This is a genomic window from Methylobacterium sp. D53M (assembly GCF_053345625.1).
Genome location: NZ_JBKFAL010000010.1, coordinates 27,501 through 43,344 on the forward strand (window position 1 = coordinate 27,501; position 15,844 = coordinate 43,344).

The 15,844-nt window shown below is 70.4% G+C and carries 16 protein-coding genes; 14 read left to right on the forward strand and 2 right to left on the reverse strand.

From position 1 onward, the window contains the following. Positions 1-213 precede the first annotated feature (213 nt). The 10 genes from ACLBYG_RS15835 to ACLBYG_RS15880 all read left to right on the forward strand — a co-directional run bounded on the left by ACLBYG_RS15835 (position 214) and on the right by ACLBYG_RS15880 (position 9,678). A complete protein-coding gene (locus ACLBYG_RS15835; protein ID WP_020094234.1) occupies positions 214-1,131 on the forward strand; it encodes a branched-chain amino acid ABC transporter permease in 918 nt (305 codons plus the stop codon). Further along, on the forward strand, positions 1,131-2,525 hold the full coding sequence (gene livM, locus ACLBYG_RS15840) for a high-affinity branched-chain amino acid ABC transporter permease LivM (protein WP_447682039.1): 1,395 nt from the start codon (positions 1,131-1,133) through the stop codon (positions 2,523-2,525). Before ACLBYG_RS15835 ends, livM begins: the two co-directional genes overlap by 1 nt. Beyond that, a complete protein-coding gene (locus ACLBYG_RS15845) occupies positions 2,525-3,415 on the forward strand; it encodes an ABC transporter ATP-binding protein (RefSeq protein ID WP_447682040.1) in 891 nt (296 codons plus the stop codon). The genes livM and ACLBYG_RS15845 overlap by 1 nt, the downstream gene beginning before the upstream one ends. Beyond that, a complete protein-coding gene (locus ACLBYG_RS15850; protein WP_100252441.1) occupies positions 3,412-4,209 on the forward strand; it encodes an ABC transporter ATP-binding protein in 798 nt (265 codons plus the stop codon). The genes ACLBYG_RS15845 and ACLBYG_RS15850 overlap by 4 nt, the downstream gene beginning before the upstream one ends. A 172-nt stretch (positions 4,210-4,381) precedes the next feature. Then, the gene (locus ACLBYG_RS15855; RefSeq protein ID WP_026605095.1) at positions 4,382-4,750 is read left to right on the forward strand and encodes a DUF6867 family protein; all 369 of its coding nucleotides are present in this window, start codon (positions 4,382-4,384) and stop codon (positions 4,748-4,750) included. Positions 4,751-4,799: 49 nt separating this feature from the next. Continuing rightward, complete coding sequence (locus ACLBYG_RS15860) at positions 4,800-5,921, forward strand: branched-chain amino acid ABC transporter substrate-binding protein (RefSeq protein ID WP_020094229.1); 1,122 nt, start codon at positions 4,800-4,802, stop codon at positions 5,919-5,921. A gap of 391 nt (positions 5,922-6,312) precedes the next feature. Then, positions 6,313-7,236 carry an amino acid ABC transporter substrate-binding protein gene (locus ACLBYG_RS15865; protein ID WP_091681189.1) on the forward strand — a complete coding sequence of 308 codons (924 nt, stop codon included), beginning with the start codon at positions 6,313-6,315 and terminating at the stop codon, positions 7,234-7,236. Between the two features lie 89 nt (positions 7,237-7,325). Then, positions 7,326-8,048: an amino acid ABC transporter permease gene (locus tag ACLBYG_RS15870; RefSeq protein WP_100252439.1), complete on the forward strand. Its 723-nt coding sequence runs from the start codon at positions 7,326-7,328 to the stop codon at positions 8,046-8,048. A 56-nt stretch (positions 8,049-8,104) separates the two neighbouring features. Next, entirely contained in the window at positions 8,105-8,797 is a 693-nt protein-coding gene (locus tag ACLBYG_RS15875) for an amino acid ABC transporter permease (protein WP_447682041.1), read from the forward strand. Between the two features lie 152 nt (positions 8,798-8,949). Next, the gene (locus tag ACLBYG_RS15880) at positions 8,950-9,678 is read left to right on the forward strand and encodes an amino acid ABC transporter ATP-binding protein (protein WP_024830078.1); all 729 of its coding nucleotides are present in this window, start codon (positions 8,950-8,952) and stop codon (positions 9,676-9,678) included. A gap of 10 nt (positions 9,679-9,688) precedes the next feature. Here the strand turns inward: ACLBYG_RS15880 and ACLBYG_RS15885 are convergent, their stop codons facing one another. Next, complete coding sequence (locus ACLBYG_RS15885; RefSeq protein ID WP_020094224.1) at positions 9,689-10,708, reverse strand: gamma carbonic anhydrase family protein; 1,020 nt, start codon at positions 10,706-10,708, stop codon at positions 9,689-9,691. Between the two features lie 167 nt (positions 10,709-10,875). On the opposite strand from ACLBYG_RS15885, the gene ACLBYG_RS15890 reads away from it, so the two are divergent. Together ACLBYG_RS15890 and ACLBYG_RS15895 are read left to right on the forward strand one after the other, a co-directional pair. Further along, a complete protein-coding gene (locus tag ACLBYG_RS15890) occupies positions 10,876-11,343 on the forward strand; it encodes a molybdenum cofactor biosynthesis protein MoaE (RefSeq protein WP_020094223.1) in 468 nt (155 codons plus the stop codon). A 326-nt stretch (positions 11,344-11,669) separates the two neighbouring features. Further along, positions 11,670-12,815, forward strand: a complete 1,146-nt coding sequence (locus tag ACLBYG_RS15895; protein ID WP_447682042.1) for an AI-2E family transporter — start codon at positions 11,670-11,672, stop codon at positions 12,813-12,815. 42 nt (positions 12,816-12,857) lie between these two features. Here the strand turns inward: ACLBYG_RS15895 and ACLBYG_RS15900 are convergent, their stop codons facing one another. Next, positions 12,858-14,090 carry an amidase gene (locus ACLBYG_RS15900; protein WP_447682043.1) on the reverse strand — a complete coding sequence of 411 codons (1,233 nt, stop codon included), beginning with the start codon at positions 14,088-14,090 and terminating at the stop codon, positions 12,858-12,860. 111 nt (positions 14,091-14,201) lie between these two features. On the opposite strand from ACLBYG_RS15900, the gene ACLBYG_RS15905 reads away from it, so the two are divergent. Both ACLBYG_RS15905 and ACLBYG_RS15910 read left to right on the forward strand, forming a co-directional pair. Further along, a complete protein-coding gene (locus tag ACLBYG_RS15905; RefSeq protein WP_447682044.1) occupies positions 14,202-15,197 on the forward strand; it encodes an extensin family protein in 996 nt (331 codons plus the stop codon). A gap of 185 nt (positions 15,198-15,382) precedes the next feature. Continuing rightward, positions 15,383-15,844 (forward strand): hypothetical protein, encoded by a 462-nt coding sequence (locus ACLBYG_RS15910; RefSeq protein ID WP_020094218.1) that lies wholly within the window; start codon positions 15,383-15,385, stop codon positions 15,842-15,844.

Here is a 15,844-nt window from a genome sequence, read left to right on the forward strand (position 1 = left end):
GATCGAGCATTGCAATTCGTTAACGTGTCGCAGGAACTGCGCCACACGCAAGCCCGGCCAGGGGGCGTTACTGGCGTGGTCGACTGTTTTCACGCGACGCTCGGGCGGCGATGAAACCGGTGGCCGGTGTGCTACGGCTGCGGTACGAGACTTGCCCCGCCAAGCTGCCTGCGCTCTCCGTAGGCGGCCCAAGCAACCTGCGCGCGAGAGTTCATGGACGTCTTCGTACAGCAGCTCATCAACGGGCTGACGCTCGGCTCGATCTACGGCCTGATCGCGATCGGCTACACGATGGTGTTCGGCATCATCGGCATGGTGAACTTCGCCCACGGCGACGTCTTCATGGTCTCCTGCTTCATCGCGCTCATCACCTTCCTGCTGCTGACGGTCTGGCTCGGGGTCAGCTCCATCGCGCTGGCCTTCCTGGTGGTGCTGGTGGTCGCCATGGTGCTGACCGCCCTGTGGGGCTGGGCGATCGAGCGGGTGGCCTACCGGCCGCTGCGCGGCTCGTTCCGCCTCGCGCCGTTGATCTCGGCGATCGGCGTCTCGATCTTCCTGTCGAACTTCGTGCAGGTCGTGCAGGGCGCGCGCAACAAGCCAACCCCGCCGATGCTGTCGGGCGGCATCACGCTGTTCGAGCGCGACGGCTACGCGGTGTTCCTGGCCTGGAAGCAGGTGCTGATCATGGCGGTGACCGCCGTGCTGCTCACCGGCTTCTGGTACCTCGTGCAGCGCACGCCCTTCGGCCGGGCGCAGCGCGCCTGCGAGCAGGACCGCAAGATGGCGGCTTTGCTCGGCATCGACGTGGACCGCACGATCTCACTGACCTTCGTGCTCGGCGCCGCGCTCGCGGCCGTCGCGGGCGTCCTCTACCTCATGTACTACGGCGTCGTGTCCTTCTCGGACGGGTTCGTGCCCGGCGTGAAGGCGTTCACGGCGGCGGTGCTCGGCGGCATCGGCTCGCTGCCCGGCGCCGTGCTCGGCGGCCTGATCATCGGCCTGATCGAGACCTTCTGGTCGGCCTACTTCTCCATCGAGTACAAGGACGTCGCCGCCTTCTCGATCCTGGCGATCGTGCTGATCTTCATGCCGTCGGGCATCCTGGGCCGGCCCGAGGTCGAGAAAGTCTGATGGCCGCCTCGCAGAACGCTCTCCCCGGCTCCGCGATGGCCGGCATCCTGCGCGACGCCGCCCTCTACGCCCTCGTCACCTTCGGCCTCTGCGTCCCGATCATCGCCTACCGGACCGATCCCGGGCCCGGGAGCGAGCTGGTGCTCGTGCCGCGCTGGGGGCTGGTGGCGGCGCTCTGCGCGGCGATCTTCGCGCTGCGCCTCGTCCAGCGCCTCGTGCTGCTGCGCCGCGACGCGCGGCGGGCGCTGACCCCCTCCCCGGTCCAGGCCACCGAGGCGGTGCACGGCGAGCCCGATGCCGGGCAGAAGACCTCGAAGGTCGGTCTCTGGCTGTTCATCTTCGTCGCGCTGACCCTGCCGATGATCTCCGCGCTGGCGACCGGCGGCCTGTCCTCGGCCCGCTACTGGATCGACCTCGGCATCCTGATCCTGACCTACGTCATGCTCGGCTGGGGCCTGAACATCGTGGTCGGCCTCGCGGGCCTGCTCGACCTCGGCTACGTCGCCTTCTACGCGGTCGGGGCCTATTCCTACGCGCTGCTATCGACGACCTTCGGCCTGTCGTTCTGGGTCTGCCTGCCGCTGGCGGGCCTGTTCGCCGGCCTGTGGGGCATGATCCTCGGCTTCCCGGTGCTGCGCCTGCGCGGCGACTACCTCGCCATCGTCACCCTGGCCTTCGGCGAGATCATCCGCCTGGTCCTGATCAACTGGACCGACGTCACCGGCGGCGGGGCCGGCATCTCGTCGATCCCGCGGGCGACCTTCTTCGGCATCCCGTTCACGGCGGGCGAGGGCGGGTTCGCCGCCACCTTCGGCATCCCGTACGATTCGATGCACCGGCTGATCTTCCTGTACTATCTGATCCTCGGGCTGGCCCTGATCACCAACTTCGTCACCCTGCGCCTGCGCCGCCTGCCCATCGGGCGGGCCTGGGAGGCCCTGCGCGAGGACGAGATCGCCTGCCGCTCGCTCGGCATCGACACCACCGCCACGAAGCTCACGGCCTTCGCGCTGGGCGCGGCCTTCGGGGGCTTCGCCGGCTCGTTCTTCGCCGTGCGCCAGGGTTTCATCAGCCCGGAGAGCTTCAACTTCCTGGAGAGCGCCATCATCCTGGCGATCGTCGTCCTCGGCGGCATGGGCAGCCAGGTCGGCGTCGCGATCGCCGCGGTGGCGATGGTCGGCGGGCCGGAGATGCTGCGCAACCTCGGGTTCCTGAAGGCCGTGTTCGGCGAGGGCTTCGACCCCAGCGAGTACCGGCTGCTGCTGTTCGGGCTCGCCATGGTCGCCATGATGGTCTGGCGGCCGCGCGGGCTGATCTCGGAGCGGATGCCGTCCGTGTCGCTCGGTCAGCGGCGCGCGGTCTCGGGCGCCCATGTCAGCGAGGGGCACGGCTGATGGCGACGTCACCCCTCCCCCCGCCGGTGCTCACGGTCGAGCACCTGACCATGCGGTTCGGCGGGCTCACCGCCGTCTCCGACCTGTCCTTCGAGGCGCGCCGCGGCTACATCACCGCGCTGATCGGCCCGAACGGGGCCGGCAAGACCACGGTGTTCAACTGCATCACCGGCTTCTACAAACCCACCGAGGGCATGCTGACGCTGGCGCACGCCGACGGCACGGCGCACCTGCTGGAGCGGCTTCCGAACCACAAGGTGAACCGCACCGCGCGGGTCGCCCGCACCTTCCAGAACATCCGCCTGTTCCAGGGCATGACCGTCCTGGAGAATCTGCTCGTCGCCCAGCACGCGCCGCTGATGCGGGCCTCTGGCTACACGATCCTCGGGCTGCTCGGCCTCAAGACCTACCGGGACGCGCAGGCCGCGGCGATCGAGCGGGCCAAGGCCTGGCTCGAGCGCATCGACCTGATGAAGCGGGCGGATGATCCGGCGGGCGCCCTGCCCTACGGCGCGCAGCGGCGCCTGGAGATCGCCCGGGCGATGTGCACCGACCCGGTGCTGCTCTGCCTCGACGAGCCGGCGGCCGGCCTCAACCCGCGGGAATCGGCCGAGCTGAACGGCCTCCTGCGCCACATCCGCGACGAGCACGACACCTCGGTGCTGCTGATCGAGCACGACATGTCGGTGGTGATGGAGATCTCCGACCACGTGGTCGTGCTCGATTACGGCGTGAAGATCGCCGACGGCTCCCCCGGCGATGTGCGGGCCGACCCGAAGGTGATCGCCGCCTATCTCGGCGTCGAGGACGAGGAGGTCGAGGCCGTGGAGGCCGAGGTCGGGATCACCGTGCCGCACGGGGACGCGGCGCACACGGGAGCCTCGGCATGAGCGTCGCCGGCATCAACGTCCTCGTCGAGGAGACGCGGGCGATCCAGGCGGGACGGAAGCCGCCGCTCCTCGCGGTGCGCGACGTCTCGACCTATTACGGCAGCGTCGCGGCCCTGCGCGGGGTCGATCTCGACGTGGCCGAGGGCGAGATCGTCACGCTGATCGGCGCCAACGGCGCCGGCAAGTCGACCCTGATGATGACGATCTTCGGCAGCCCCCAGGCGCGCTCGGGGACGATCACCTACGATGGCCGCGACATCACCCGGTTGCCGACCCACGCCATCGCCCGGCTCGGCATCGCCCAGTCGCCGGAGGGGCGCCGGGTCTTCCCGCGCATGACCGTCTACGAGAACCTCCAGATGGGCGCCGCGCTCCATGACGGGCGCTTCTTCGCCGAGGATCTGGAGAAGGTCTGCACCCTGTTCCCGCGGGTCAAGGAGCGCCTCAACCAGCGCGCCGGCACCATGTCGGGCGGCGAGCAGCAGATGCTGGCCATCGCCCGGGCGCTGATGAGCCGGCCGCGGCTGCTGCTGCTCGACGAGCCGTCGCTCGGCCTCGCGCCGCTCGTGGTGAAGGGCATCTTCGACGCGATCCGGGAGCTGAACCGGACCGACGGCATGACGATCTTCCTCGTCGAGCAGAATGCCTACCACGCCCTCAAGCTCGCCCATCGCGGCTACGTGCTAGTCAACGGTCGGGTCACGATGAGCGGGACGGGTCGGGCGCTGCTCGACGATCCGAACGTCCAGGCCGCCTACCTGGAGGGGGGCCATGCCGGCCCGGTCGGGGCATGATGCCGTTCTCGGTTGATGCCATTGGCATCCCCGTCTTTGCGAGCGGAGCGAAGCAATCCAGGGCGGCGCCCCACCTTTCGAGGCTGCGCTGCCCCAGGTCACCTCGCTGCGCTCGCGATGACGGCGAGGGGCGCGTTAACCGAAGCAATCGACTGGACATCACATGAGCATGCTGCAGGGGATCCTGTACGAGGAGCCGTCGGCCTGGCTGTTCCTGCTGGTGACCGTCGTGATGGGCGGGTGGGCCGGATGGATGGCCGCCCGCGGCATCGCCCGGGGCTGGCGGCCGTTCTGGCAATGCGCCCTGGCGCTGCTTCTGGTGGCAGCCGCCGTGCGCTTCATTCACTACGCCCTGTTTTCGGGCACCCTGCTGTCGCTGCACTACTATGCGGTCGACGCGGTCATCGTCATGATCATCGGCGCTGCGGGCTTCCGCTACACGCGGACGCGCCAGATGACGAGCCAGTACCGCTGGCTCTACGAGAAGACCTCACCGCTGACATGGCGCGCACGGGCGCCCGCGGCCGGCGAGGTCCGATGAGTGCGGCCGGATCCGCACGTGCGGTCCTGACACTTAGGGGAAGTACGCGATGAGATCGATTCTGCTGGCCGGGCTCGCCCTCGGCGCCATGGCGGCGGCCGCGCAGGCCGCCGAGGTCAAGCTCGGCGTCGCCGCGCCGATCACCGGCAACAGCGCCGCCATCGGCGCGCAGCTCAAGAACGGCGCGAGCCAGGCGGTCGAGGACCTCAACAAGGCCGGCACGCTGAAGGGCACGACGCTGACCGTCACGGTCGGCGACGACGCCTCCGACCCGAAGCAGGGCGTCTCGGTGGCCAACAAGTTCGCCAGCGACGGCGTGAAGATGGTCGTCGGCGACTACAACTCGGGCGTGTCGATCCCGGCCTCCGACGTCTACCTGGACGCCGGCATCATCCAGGTCACGCCGGCCTCCACGAACGTGAAGTTCACCGAGCGCGGCATGTGGAACACGTTCCGCACCTGCGGCCGCGACGACCAGCAGGGTGCCGTCGCCGGCAACTACCTGGCCGATCACTTCAAGGGCAAGAAGGTCGCCTTCGTCCACGACAAGACCCCCTACGGCAAGGGGCTGGCCGACGAGACGCTGAAGGCCTTCAAGGCCAAGGGCGGCAAGGAGGTCATGTCCGAGGGCATCAACCCGGGCGAGAAGGACTACTCGGCGCTCGTCTCCAAGCTGAAGTCCGCCAACGTCGACGTCGTCTATTTCGGTGGCTACTACACCGAGGCCGGGCTGATCCTGCGCCAGATGCGCGATCAGGGCCTGAAGGCGCCGATGATGGGCGGCGACGGCATGGTCGACCGCGAGCTGGTGGCGATCGCCGGTCCCGCGGCCGAGGGCACGCTGACCACCTTCCCGCCGGACGCCCGGAAGAACCCGAACGCCAAAGCGGCGCTGGCGGCCTTCAAGGCCAAGAACATCGATCCCGAGGGCTACACGCTCTACTCCTACGCGGCCGTGCAGGTCCTGGCCAAGGCGATGGCCGAGACCGGCTCCAGCGACGGGAAGAAGCTCGCCGAATGGCTGCACCAGGGCAAGCCGGTGGACACGGTGGTCGGCCCGATCGCCTACGACAAGAAGGGCGACATCACCCGGCCCGACTACGTCATGTACGAGTGGAAGAAGGGACCCGACGGCAAGATCGACTACAGCGGCAATGAGCTGACGAAGTAAGCCGCGGCCACGAGCCGGGTTTTCAGTCCGACGCCGCCTCCCGATACCGCGGGGGGCGGCGTCGTCGTTTTCTATACCGTGGATTCGTCAGCTTTCCGGGCGGATCCGTCCTCCGCACCGCGTGCGTACGCCTAAGAAGTGTGCATGATGCCGCCGGCGCGAGCGTGAGGCCGGCTCAGCGCTTGGGAGGAGGCCATGAGGACGGCAGGGACCGCATCTGCGGACGTGCGCAGAGGCTTGGCCGCAACTTGTCCGTACTCAGCCGCAGGCTCGCGCGGCGCATCGCGCTTTCTCCCGGCACCATCATTGCAAAGGCGTCGCCCGAGCGGGCGGGCCCGCGTACCCCGCCGCCGGCCGATGTCGTTCGGCCCGATCCAGGAGTTCCGTACCGATGCAGTCTGATATCGCTCGCCGCGGCGCCGCCGCGGCGCTGGGCCTGACCCTCGTCCTCGCTCCGATGAGCGTCGGGGCGCAGGAGCTGACCGGCACCCTCAAGAAGGTGAAGGACGCCAACGCCATCGTCATCGGCTACCGCGACGCCTCCGTGCCGTTCTCGTATCTCGGCGCCGATCAGAAGCCGATCGGCTACGCGATGGACATCTGCTACAAGATCGCCGACGCGGTGAAGGCCAAGCTCAACCTCCCGAACCTCGAGGTGAAGCTCAACCCGGTCACCTCCGCCACCCGCATCCCGCTGATGGCGAACGGCACGATCGACCTCGAGTGCGGCTCGACCACCAACAACGCCGAGCGCGAGAAGCAGGTGTGGTTCACCAACTCGCACTTCCTGACCGCGACCCGCTACGTCTCGAAGAAGTCGGCCAACCTGCACACGATCGAGGACCTGAAGGGCAAGACCGTCGTGTCGACCTCGGGCACCACGAACATCAAGCAGATCAACGAGGCCAACACGGAGCGCAAGCTCGGCCTGACGATCCTGCCGGCCAAGGACCACGCCGAGGCGTTCCTAATGGTCGAGACCGGCCGCGCCGCCGCCTTCGTGATGGATGACGTGCTCCTCGCCTCGCTCGCCGCCTCGTCGAAGGACCCCTCCGCCTACGAGATCTCCACCGAGGCCCTGTCGAAGCCCGAGCCCTACGGCATCATGCTCCGCAAGGACGACACGGAGTTCAAGAAGGTCGCGGACGACGCCACCGCCAAGCTCTACACGAGCCCCGAGGGCAAGGCCCTCTACGAGAAGTGGTTCACCCAGTCGATCCCGCCGCGCAACATCAATCTCAACCTGCCGATGAGCGCGGAGATGAAGAAGCAGTTCACGACCCCGATCTCGAGCCCCGATCCGGCGGCCTACTGAGACCCGTTCGGTCCGGTTTCATGCCATGATGCGCACCGCGGGCTCCGGCCCGCGGTGCGTCTCTTTAAGTTCAAAGTAGAAGCGGCGCGATGAACTACAACTGGAACTGGCGGATCTTCTTCGACGCCTCGCCGGAGGGCAACGGCACGTATCTCGACATGCTGCTCTCGGGGCTCATGTGGACGATCACGACCGCGCTCTGCTCCTGGGTGATCGCCTTCTTCCTGGGCTCCCTGATCGGCGTGATGCGCACCCTGCCGTCGAAGCCCGCGAACGCGATCGGCACGGCCTATGTCGAGCTGTTCCGCAACGTGCCGCTGCTGGTGCAGATGTTCCTCTGGTACTTCGTGCTGCCCGAAGTGGTCCCGACCCGGATCGGCGACGCGATCAAGCAATTGCCGGACGCGCCGTTCTACACGGCGGTGGTCTGCCTCGGCTTCTTCACCGCGTCGCGCGTGGCCGAGCAGGTCCGCGCCGGCATCCAGTCGCTGCCGCGGGGCCAGCGCATGGCCGGCACCGCCATGGGCTTCACCACCTATCAGACCTACCGCTACGTGCTGCTGCCCAACGCCTACCGGATCATCCTGCCGCCGATGACCTCGGAATTCCTCAACAATCTCAAGAACACGTCGGTGGCGCTGACCATCGGCCTGCTGGAACTGACCGCCCGGGCCCGCTCGATGCAGGAATTCTCGTTCCAGGTGTTCGAGGCCTTCACGGCCGCGACGATCCTATACGTGATCATCAACCTCGTGGTCGTCACGGCGGCGACCTTCCTGGAGAAGGCGGTCGCCATCCCCGGCCAGCGCTGAGGGCCGCCCGCTTCCGCTCCGCCACCCCGCCCGACGGCCACCGGTAACAGGCCCCGATGCTCTCGAATTTCGACTTCTCCGTCATCGCCTCGTCCCTGCCCTACCTGTTCGGTCAGGGCATGGTCTTCACCGTGACGCTCACCGCCATGGCCGCCGTGGGCGGCGTCATCATCGGCACGCTGCTGGCGATGGCGCGCCTGTCGGGCATTCCCGGCCTGTGGCACGTCGCCAAGGGCTACGTCGAGCTCTGCCGCTCGCTGCCACTGGTTCTGGTGATCTTCTGGTTCTACTTCCTGGTGCCGTATATCGGCGCCTACCTGACCGGATCCACGACGCCGATCCAGGTCGGCGCCTTCCCGTCGGCCCTGATCACCTTCATGGCCTTCGAGGCGGCCTACTTCTCGGAGATCATGCGCGCCGGCATCCAGTCGATCCCGAAGGGTCAGACGGCCGCCGCCCAGGCCCTCGGGATGAACTACTGGCAGACCATGGGCAACGTGATCCTGCCCCAGGCCTTCCGCAACATGCTGCCGCTGCTGCTGACCCAGACCATCATCCTGTTCCAGGACACGTCGCTGGTCTACGTGCTCTCGCTCACCGACTTCATGGGCGCCGCCTCGAAGGTCGCCCAGCGCGACGGCCGTCTCGTCGAGATGTATGTCTTCGCCGCCGTGGTCTATTTTGCGATCTGCTTCTCGGCCTCGTACCTCGTGCGCCGCCTGCAGCGCCGCGTGGCCATCATCCGCTGACCGACACTGGAGACCGTGTCATGACCTCGTCCCCGATGCCGGCCCCCACCGCCGCCGAACCCGTCGCCGATGCCAGCCACGCGCCGAAGGATGCCGGCCTGCAGCCGGGCAGCCTGATCTCCGGCGCTCAGGCGGTGGCCCCCGGCGAGACGATGATCGCCATCGACAACATCAGCAAATGGTACGGCGACTTCCAGGTGCTGACGAACTGCAGCACCCAGGTCGCCAAGGGCGAGGTCGTGGTCGTCTGCGGTCCCTCGGGCTCGGGCAAGTCGACCCTGATCAAGTGCGTCAACGCCCTGGAGCCCTTCCAGAAGGGCCAGATCACGGTGGCCGGCACGAAGGTCGCCGACAAGGCCACCAACCTGCCGAAGCTCCGCTCGCGGGTCGGCATGGTGTTCCAGCACTTCGAGCTGTTCCCGCACCTGTCGATCACCGACAACCTCACCATCGCCCAGCGCAAGGTGCTCGGCCGCGGCGCCGAGGACGCCAAGAAGCGCGGCCTCGACCTGCTCGCCCGCGTCGGCCTGGGCGCCCACGCGAACAAGTTCCCGGGGCAGCTCTCGGGCGGTCAGCAGCAGCGCGTGGCCATCGCCCGGGCGCTCGCCATGAACCCGGTGGTGATGCTGTTCGACGAGCCGACCTCGGCGCTGGACCCCGAGATGGTCGGCGAGGTGCTCGACGTGATGGTGGAGCTCGCCAAGGAGGGCATGACCATGATGGTCGTGACCCACGAGATGGGCTTCGCCCGCAAGGTCGCCGACCGGGTGATCTTCATGGATCGCGGCGAGATCGTCGAGGACGCCCGGAAGGACGAGTTCTTCGGCAGCCCCCGCTCCGAGCGCGCGCAGACCTTCCTGTCGAAGATCTTGCAGCACTGACGGCGGGCCGTCAGGCCAGCGCCTCCTGCGCGGCCCGGTATTCCCGGCCGTGCCGGCAGTAGCCCTCGACGATGCGGATCATCATGGCCCGCTTCTCGGCGTCGAGGGGCCCCAGGATGCGGGCGGGGCGGCCGCCCCAGAGGTAGCCGGCCTCCAGGATCTGCCCGGGATCGGTGGTGGCCCCGGCCGCCAGCATGACGTCGTCGGCGATGAGGGTGCCGGCCGCGATCGTCGCGCCGATGCCGATCAGCGCCCGCGCCCCGATCCGGCAATCGGCGATCCGGACGTTGTGGGCGATGGTCGTGTCCCGCCCGATCACCACCCCGTCCGCCCGGGTTCGGATCACCGTGTTGTCCTGGATGTTGGTGTCCGCGCCGACCACGATCGGTCCGACTTCCGCGTTGAGGTCGCAGCAGAACAGCACGCTCGCGCCGGCGCCGAGGCTCACCCGCCCGCGCAGGCGGGCGGTGCGCGCCACGAAGACGCTGTCCTCGACCTCCAGCGCCTCCCCGGCCGGGAGCGCGGGCCCGTCGCCCATCCGCTCGCGCAACCGCTCGGCCCGCTCGGCGACCTCGTCGGATCCGATCGCGCGGCTGGGGCGGGCCGGGCTGCCCGCGTAGGCGAAGCCGCCGGGCAGCGTCGCCCGGGGGAAGACCGTCGCGCCGGCCTCGAGGACCGCGCCGTCGCCGACCTCGGCGCCGTCGAGGATCACCACGTCGTCCTCGACGACGACGTCGGAGCCGAGCGTGCAGGCGTGGACCACGCTGTTGCGCCCGACCGTGACCCGGTCGCCGCACCGGGTGCCGTGCGTCGCGGTGGCGATGTGCACCGTCGAGCGGTGGCCGAGCCAGAAGCGGTCGCCGAGGGTGACGGTCTGGCCGTCCGCGCGAATCACCGCCTCGTCGCCGATCCAGGCCTGCGCGCCGATCCGGGCGGCGCCGATCACCGTGCTGCCGCGGCCGCACCAGACGGGGCGACTGGCGAAGTCCGGCTGCTCGCCGTCGTAGGGCAGGATCAGGTCGGGGGTCACGCGGGTATCCTTCTCCAGCGCCGTCCGGAGCGCGCGGGGACATCCGGACGATGGCGGGCCGCGCGCCGGGCCGGCAGGGCGCGACGGACCGTGTCATATAGAGGCGGGACCGGGTGTGACAGGGACGGGGCTGGTCCGCGAAGCCGGGGACTCCTATGGATCGGGCCATGAGCGCCCCCGTCCCGAGCGTCGGCATCCAGGCCGAGCCCTTCGACACCGCGGCCGAGATCGCCGGCCTGAGCGCCGCGCTGGGCGGCCGGGCCGGCGCCGTCGTGACCTTCACCGGCCTGTGCCGCGACGAGGGCGGGCGGCTGACCGCCCTCGAGCTGGAGCACTACCCCGGCATGGCCGAGGCCGAGATCCGGCGCGTCGCCGACGAGGCGATGGCGCGCTGGCCGCTCCAGGCCCTGCGGGTGATCCACCGGCACGGCCTGGTCCGTCCGGGCGACGGCATCGTGCTGGTGGTCACCGCCGCCAGCCACCGGGTCGCGGCGTTCGAGGCCGCGGACTTCCTGATGGACTACCTCAAGACCCGCGCCCCGTTCTGGAAGCGGGAGCACCTCGCCGACGGCACGACCGGCGGCTGGGTCGAGGCGGCGGCCCACGACGAGGCCGCGGCCGGCCGCTGGGCCTGATGGACGTGCCCGGGGGCGCGCTCAGGCTGCCCCAGGGCGCTCGACGATCGGCGCGATGATCGGGGCCGCGCCCGCGGCGCCGACGCGCGAGTCCGGGACGGACCACGCCGCCGGGCCGATGGCCGGTGTCGACGGGCCGGCCCGGGCCGAGGGGCGGACCCTGTCGGTCGCCGTCCATGCCGACGGTGCGGCTCCCGGCGGCCGGAGCCTGCGGTCCGGCGACTTGCGCGGACGCGCATCCCCACCCCGGATTGCACAGAAGCCGGCCGCCGGACTTGACCCCTGAGAGCCCGCGGCGTTCGTGAGCCCGCGGTTTAGGAGCGACGATGTCGGACAGCAGCCTTCAGGAACTGGACGGTCCCGTCGGGCCCTGGCGCGGGGCCGCACCGCTCGCGGCCTCCGGGATCGCCGTCGTGTGCTTCGTTGCGGCGCTGGCCCTGGCCTGGATGTCGGCCGGCACGCTCCTCTTGATCTTCGCCGGGGTGCTCCTCGGCGTGTTCCTCGACGGCCTGACCCGAGGGCTCGGCCGCGTCCTGCCCCTCCGACGAGGATTGCGGCTGTCCCTCGCCAGCGTGGCGGTCGCGGTCGCGGTGATCGGCTTCGGGAGCTACGGCGGCGCCACCATCGTCCAGCAGGGCCGGGACCTCGGGACGACGATCAAGGATCAGGCCGGAACCGTCACGGGCTGGCTGTCGGAGCGCGGCATCGACGTGCCGAGCCTCGCGCCGCAGGGCGGTGGCAAGGACGGCTCGACCGATTCGGGCCAGCGTGAGGGGGGGCTCGGCGGCCTCGCGAACGGACTCCTGAAGGGCAGCAGCTCGATCGTCTCGGATGCCGGCAGCGTCCTCGGACCGGCCGCGGCCGTGATCCTCGGCCTGTTCGACGCCCTCGGCAACCTCCTGGTGATCGCCTTCCTGGGTCTCGCCTTCGCGGCCGACCCGAAGGCCTACCGGGACGGCGTGGTCCGGTTCGTGCCGCCGGCGAAGCGCTGGCGCGCCAGCCAGGTCCTCGACGGGGCCGGCGAGACCCTCCGCCACTGGCTGTTCGGCCAGCTGATCATCATGGCGGTGATCTTCCTGTGCACCTGGGCCGGCCTCGCCTTCCTGGGTATCGGCGGCGCGCTGATCCTCGGCCTGCAGGCTGGCCTGCTCGCCTTCGTGCCCACGGTCGGGCCGCTGGTGGCGGGCCTCGTCATCGTCCTGGCCGCCCTGGCCTCGGGCACGAAGGCGGTGATCGGCGCGATCGGCGTCTATCTCGCGGTCCAGTGCCTGGAGAGCTACGGCCTGACGCCGTTCATCCAGAAGCGGGCGCTCGACATCCCGCCGGCCACGATCTTCGCCGGCCAGCTGATCCTGGGCGTGATCTTCGGGCTCTGGGGCATCGCCCTCGCCCTGCCGCTGATGGCGGTGATCAAGGTCCTGCTGGAGCAGCTCTACGTGGAGGACACGCTCCACGAGCAGCCGAGCAGCTGAGCGCCCCGGGCGCCCGCGCCGTCGACGGGCGCGGGCGGCCGGTCAGCCGCGCAGCGCGGCCTCGATCATCCGGGCGACCGCCAGGGCCCGGCCGTCGTCGCCGAAGCGGCCGATCACCTGGACGCCCACCGGCAGGCGGTGGCCGGGCACCGGCACGTTCACGCAGGGCACGCCCATCAGCGTCCACAGCTGGTTGAAGCGCGGGTCGCCCGTCGAGGCCAGGGTCGCGGGCGCCGGGCCCGGCGCCGAGAAGGTCAGGATCGCGTCGTAATCGGCGAAGAGGCCCTTCAGCACCCGGCGGGCGTGATGGCCGTGGCGGCGCCCGTCATCGTACTGGGCCGGGCTGATCGCCGCCCCGTCATCGAGATGGGCGCGGGTGCGCGGCGGCAGCGCGTCGGCCTGCGTGTCGTACTCCCAGGCCAGCGCCAGCCGACCCTCGTAGTTCTGGATGAGGCGGTGGCGCTCCCAGGCCTGCGCCAGCTCGGTCGGCAGGGCGAGGTCGCTCACCCGCGCCCCGGACCGCTCGGCCGCCTGCCGGGCGCGGGTGAGCGCCGCCTCGGCCTCCGGCTCGGGGGGGCCGGCGAAATCCTGCCGCACCACGGCGATGCGCGGCGCCGAGCCCCCCTCCGCCCGCTCGATCTCCGGCCGCCCGGTGACGAGCGCGAGGGCGTGGGCGACGTCCGCGACCCCGGCGGCGAACAGCCCGACCGTGTCGAGGGCCCACGAGTAGGTCTTCACGCCGACCGTGGGGATCAGCCGGAACGACGGCTTCACCGCCGCGCAGCCGCAGAAGCTCGCGGGCCGGATCACCGAGCCCGCCGTCTGCGTGCCCAGGGCCAGCGGCAGCATCCCGGCGCCGACGGCGGCGGCCGAGCCCGCCGAGGAGCCCCCCGGCGTGTGGCCGGGATCGTGCGGGTTGACGGTCTCGGTCGGATCGCTGCTGGCGAAGGCCGTGGTGGTGGTCTTGGCGAGGGCGACGGCACCGAGCTGCTTCAGCCGGCTCACGACCGCGGCGTCGCCCCGGGGCTTCCAGCCCGCGTAGATCGGCGAGCCCATCTGGGTCGGCAGGCCCGCGCTGTCGATGATGTCCTTCACGCCGACCGCGATGCCGGCGAGCGGCCCGGCCTCGGGGATCGCCGGCGCCGCGTCGAGGGTGACCAGCGCGCGCAGGTCCGGCTCCCGCGCGGCGATCGCGGCGCGGCACAGGTCGATCGCGCCCGCGGGCGTCAGGGTGCCGGCTTCGATGCGGGCGCGGAGGTCGAGAAGCGAGAGCATAATGCATTCAGTCCGCGGTCCGCGGCGCTGTCAACCGAGACGCCACAGCCGACGGCATTCCCGAAACGCCGTTGACGAACGCTTTACGCGACCGTGCGCATCGTCCGGGTCATGTGGCGTGGCGTATCCCTGTTCTCGGCCCTTGCGCTGTTCGGTGCGGGCCTCACCGCGTGCTCGATCAATCATTTCGAGCGACGTGAACCGTGGCGCGATCAGGCGGAGCAGGTCTGCCTGGCCAAGAAGCTCGTCGAGCCCTCGGAGTACATCACGCCCATCGCGGCGATGGATGGCCCGGGGCCGTGCGGCATGCAGCAGCCCTTCCGGGTGACGCGGCTCGGCGGCGGCTCTGTCCTGCTGAAGCAGCGGATGACGCTGGGCTGCCCGGCGCTGGCCGAGGCCGAGGCGTGGCTCGCCGACACGATCCAGCCGGCCGCCAACCTCTACTTCGGCGTGCCGGTGGCCGAGATCAACGCCGGCTCCTATTCCTGCCGCGGCCGCAACAACCAGCCCGGCGCCAAGCTCTCCGAGCACGGCTTCGGGAACGCGATCGACGTCATGTCGATCAAGCTCGCCGACGGCCACGTGATCACCGTCAAGGGCGGCTGGCGCGGCACGGAGGCCGAGCAGGGCTTCCTGCGCGAGATCTTCCTGGGCGCCTGCCAGCGCTTCACCACCGTGCTGGCGCCCGGCTCGAACGTGTTCCACTACGATCACATCCACGTCGATCTCGCACGGCACGACCCGCGCGGTCTGCGCCGGATCTGCAAGCCGCTGATCAAGTTCACGCCGCAGCTCGGCACCGGGGCCGAGCGGCCGCTGAGCCGTCCGATCCCGCCGCAGCGCCAGCCCGCCGGCCCTCAGGCGCCGGTGGACGTCGAGGAGGACGATCCCTACGGCGTGTCGCCGATGTCGAAGGCCGGGAGCGCGACCCAGGTCGCCCGTGCGCCCGCCCGGCCCCTCGACCGTCCGGCCGCGGCCTCGGCCTACACCGCGGCGCCGCCCGCGCGGCCGACGCCGCGGGTCGCCGCCGCCCACGAGGAGCCCGCGCAGGAGTACGACGAGCCGCTGCAGCTCGGCGCGCCGCCGAGCGCGGAGCCGATCTACTGAGAGGCGGGCGCGACCCGCGGGGCTCGCGCCGGGCGCCGCTCCCGCGCCGCGCCCCAAGCGGGACTGTAGCGGCCGCGCCGCACAGGCTGGCAAAGCGCCGGGGCGGGACTGCCGGAGCTTGACTGGCGGCGCGGCGAAGCCATCGTTCGCGGATGCAGGATCGCACATCCGTCGAGGCACGCGCCATGCGCCCGGTTCTTCACGGCTTCGCCCTCGGGCTGGCCCTTCTCGCCCTGGCCCAGCCGGCGCTCGCCCGGTCGGCCCGGGAGGACATCGAGCCCGCCGAGGAGCGGATCTTCCCGTTCGACGCGCAGATCCCGGGCTGCCAGGACCCGTCGGTGCTGGAGCGGGTCTCGACCAACTTCGCCGAGAAGGAGGCGAAGTTCTGGAACTCGTCGATGACGATCCTGTCCTTCGACACGATCGAGCGCACGGCGTGGCGGCCCTGGGGCCTCGACACCTATCCGCGCCGGTTCTGCACCGCGACCGTGACCACCTCCGACGGGGTCCGCCGCAAGGTCGACTACTCGGTGCGCGAGAGCCTCGGCATCATCGGCGCGACCTGGGGCGTCGAGTTCTGCATCCACGGCCTCGACCGGGACCTCTCCTACGCCTACGCCACCGCCTGCCGGATGGCGCGTCCCTGA

What these genes read in the sequence shown, in the direction of transcription:
- ACLBYG_RS15865 (WP_091681189.1), top strand. Translation starts at nt 6,313, where the DNA reads ATGCAGTCTGATATCGCTCGCCGCGGCGCCGCCGCGGCGCTGGGCCTG.
- ACLBYG_RS15905 (WP_447682044.1), top strand. Translation starts at nt 14,202, where the DNA reads ATGTGGCGTGGCGTATCCCTGTTCTCGGCCCTTGCGCTGTTCGGTGCG.
- livM (WP_447682039.1), top strand. Translation starts at nt 1,131, where the DNA reads ATGGCCGCCTCGCAGAACGCTCTCCCCGGCTCCGCGATGGCCGGCATC.
- ACLBYG_RS15870 (WP_100252439.1), top strand. Translation starts at nt 7,326, where the DNA reads ATGAACTACAACTGGAACTGGCGGATCTTCTTCGACGCCTCGCCGGAG.
- ACLBYG_RS15890 (WP_020094223.1), top strand. Translation starts at nt 10,876, where the DNA reads ATGAGCGCCCCCGTCCCGAGCGTCGGCATCCAGGCCGAGCCCTTCGAC.
- ACLBYG_RS15875 (WP_447682041.1), top strand. Translation starts at nt 8,105, where the DNA reads ATGCTCTCGAATTTCGACTTCTCCGTCATCGCCTCGTCCCTGCCCTAC.
- ACLBYG_RS15860 (WP_020094229.1), top strand. Translation starts at nt 4,800, where the DNA reads ATGAGATCGATTCTGCTGGCCGGGCTCGCCCTCGGCGCCATGGCGGCG.
- ACLBYG_RS15910 (WP_020094218.1), top strand. Translation starts at nt 15,383, where the DNA reads ATGCGCCCGGTTCTTCACGGCTTCGCCCTCGGGCTGGCCCTTCTCGCC.
- ACLBYG_RS15835 (WP_020094234.1), top strand. Translation starts at nt 214, where the DNA reads ATGGACGTCTTCGTACAGCAGCTCATCAACGGGCTGACGCTCGGCTCG.
- ACLBYG_RS15850 (WP_100252441.1), top strand. Translation starts at nt 3,412, where the DNA reads ATGAGCGTCGCCGGCATCAACGTCCTCGTCGAGGAGACGCGGGCGATC.
- ACLBYG_RS15880 (WP_024830078.1), top strand. Translation starts at nt 8,950, where the DNA reads ATGATCGCCATCGACAACATCAGCAAATGGTACGGCGACTTCCAGGTG.
- ACLBYG_RS15900 (WP_447682043.1), bottom strand. Translation starts at nt 14,090, where the DNA reads ATGCTCTCGCTTCTCGACCTCCGCGCCCGCATCGAAGCCGGCACCCTG.
- ACLBYG_RS15895 (WP_447682042.1), top strand. Translation starts at nt 11,670, where the DNA reads ATGTCGGACAGCAGCCTTCAGGAACTGGACGGTCCCGTCGGGCCCTGG.
- ACLBYG_RS15845 (WP_447682040.1), top strand. Translation starts at nt 2,525, where the DNA reads ATGGCGACGTCACCCCTCCCCCCGCCGGTGCTCACGGTCGAGCACCTG.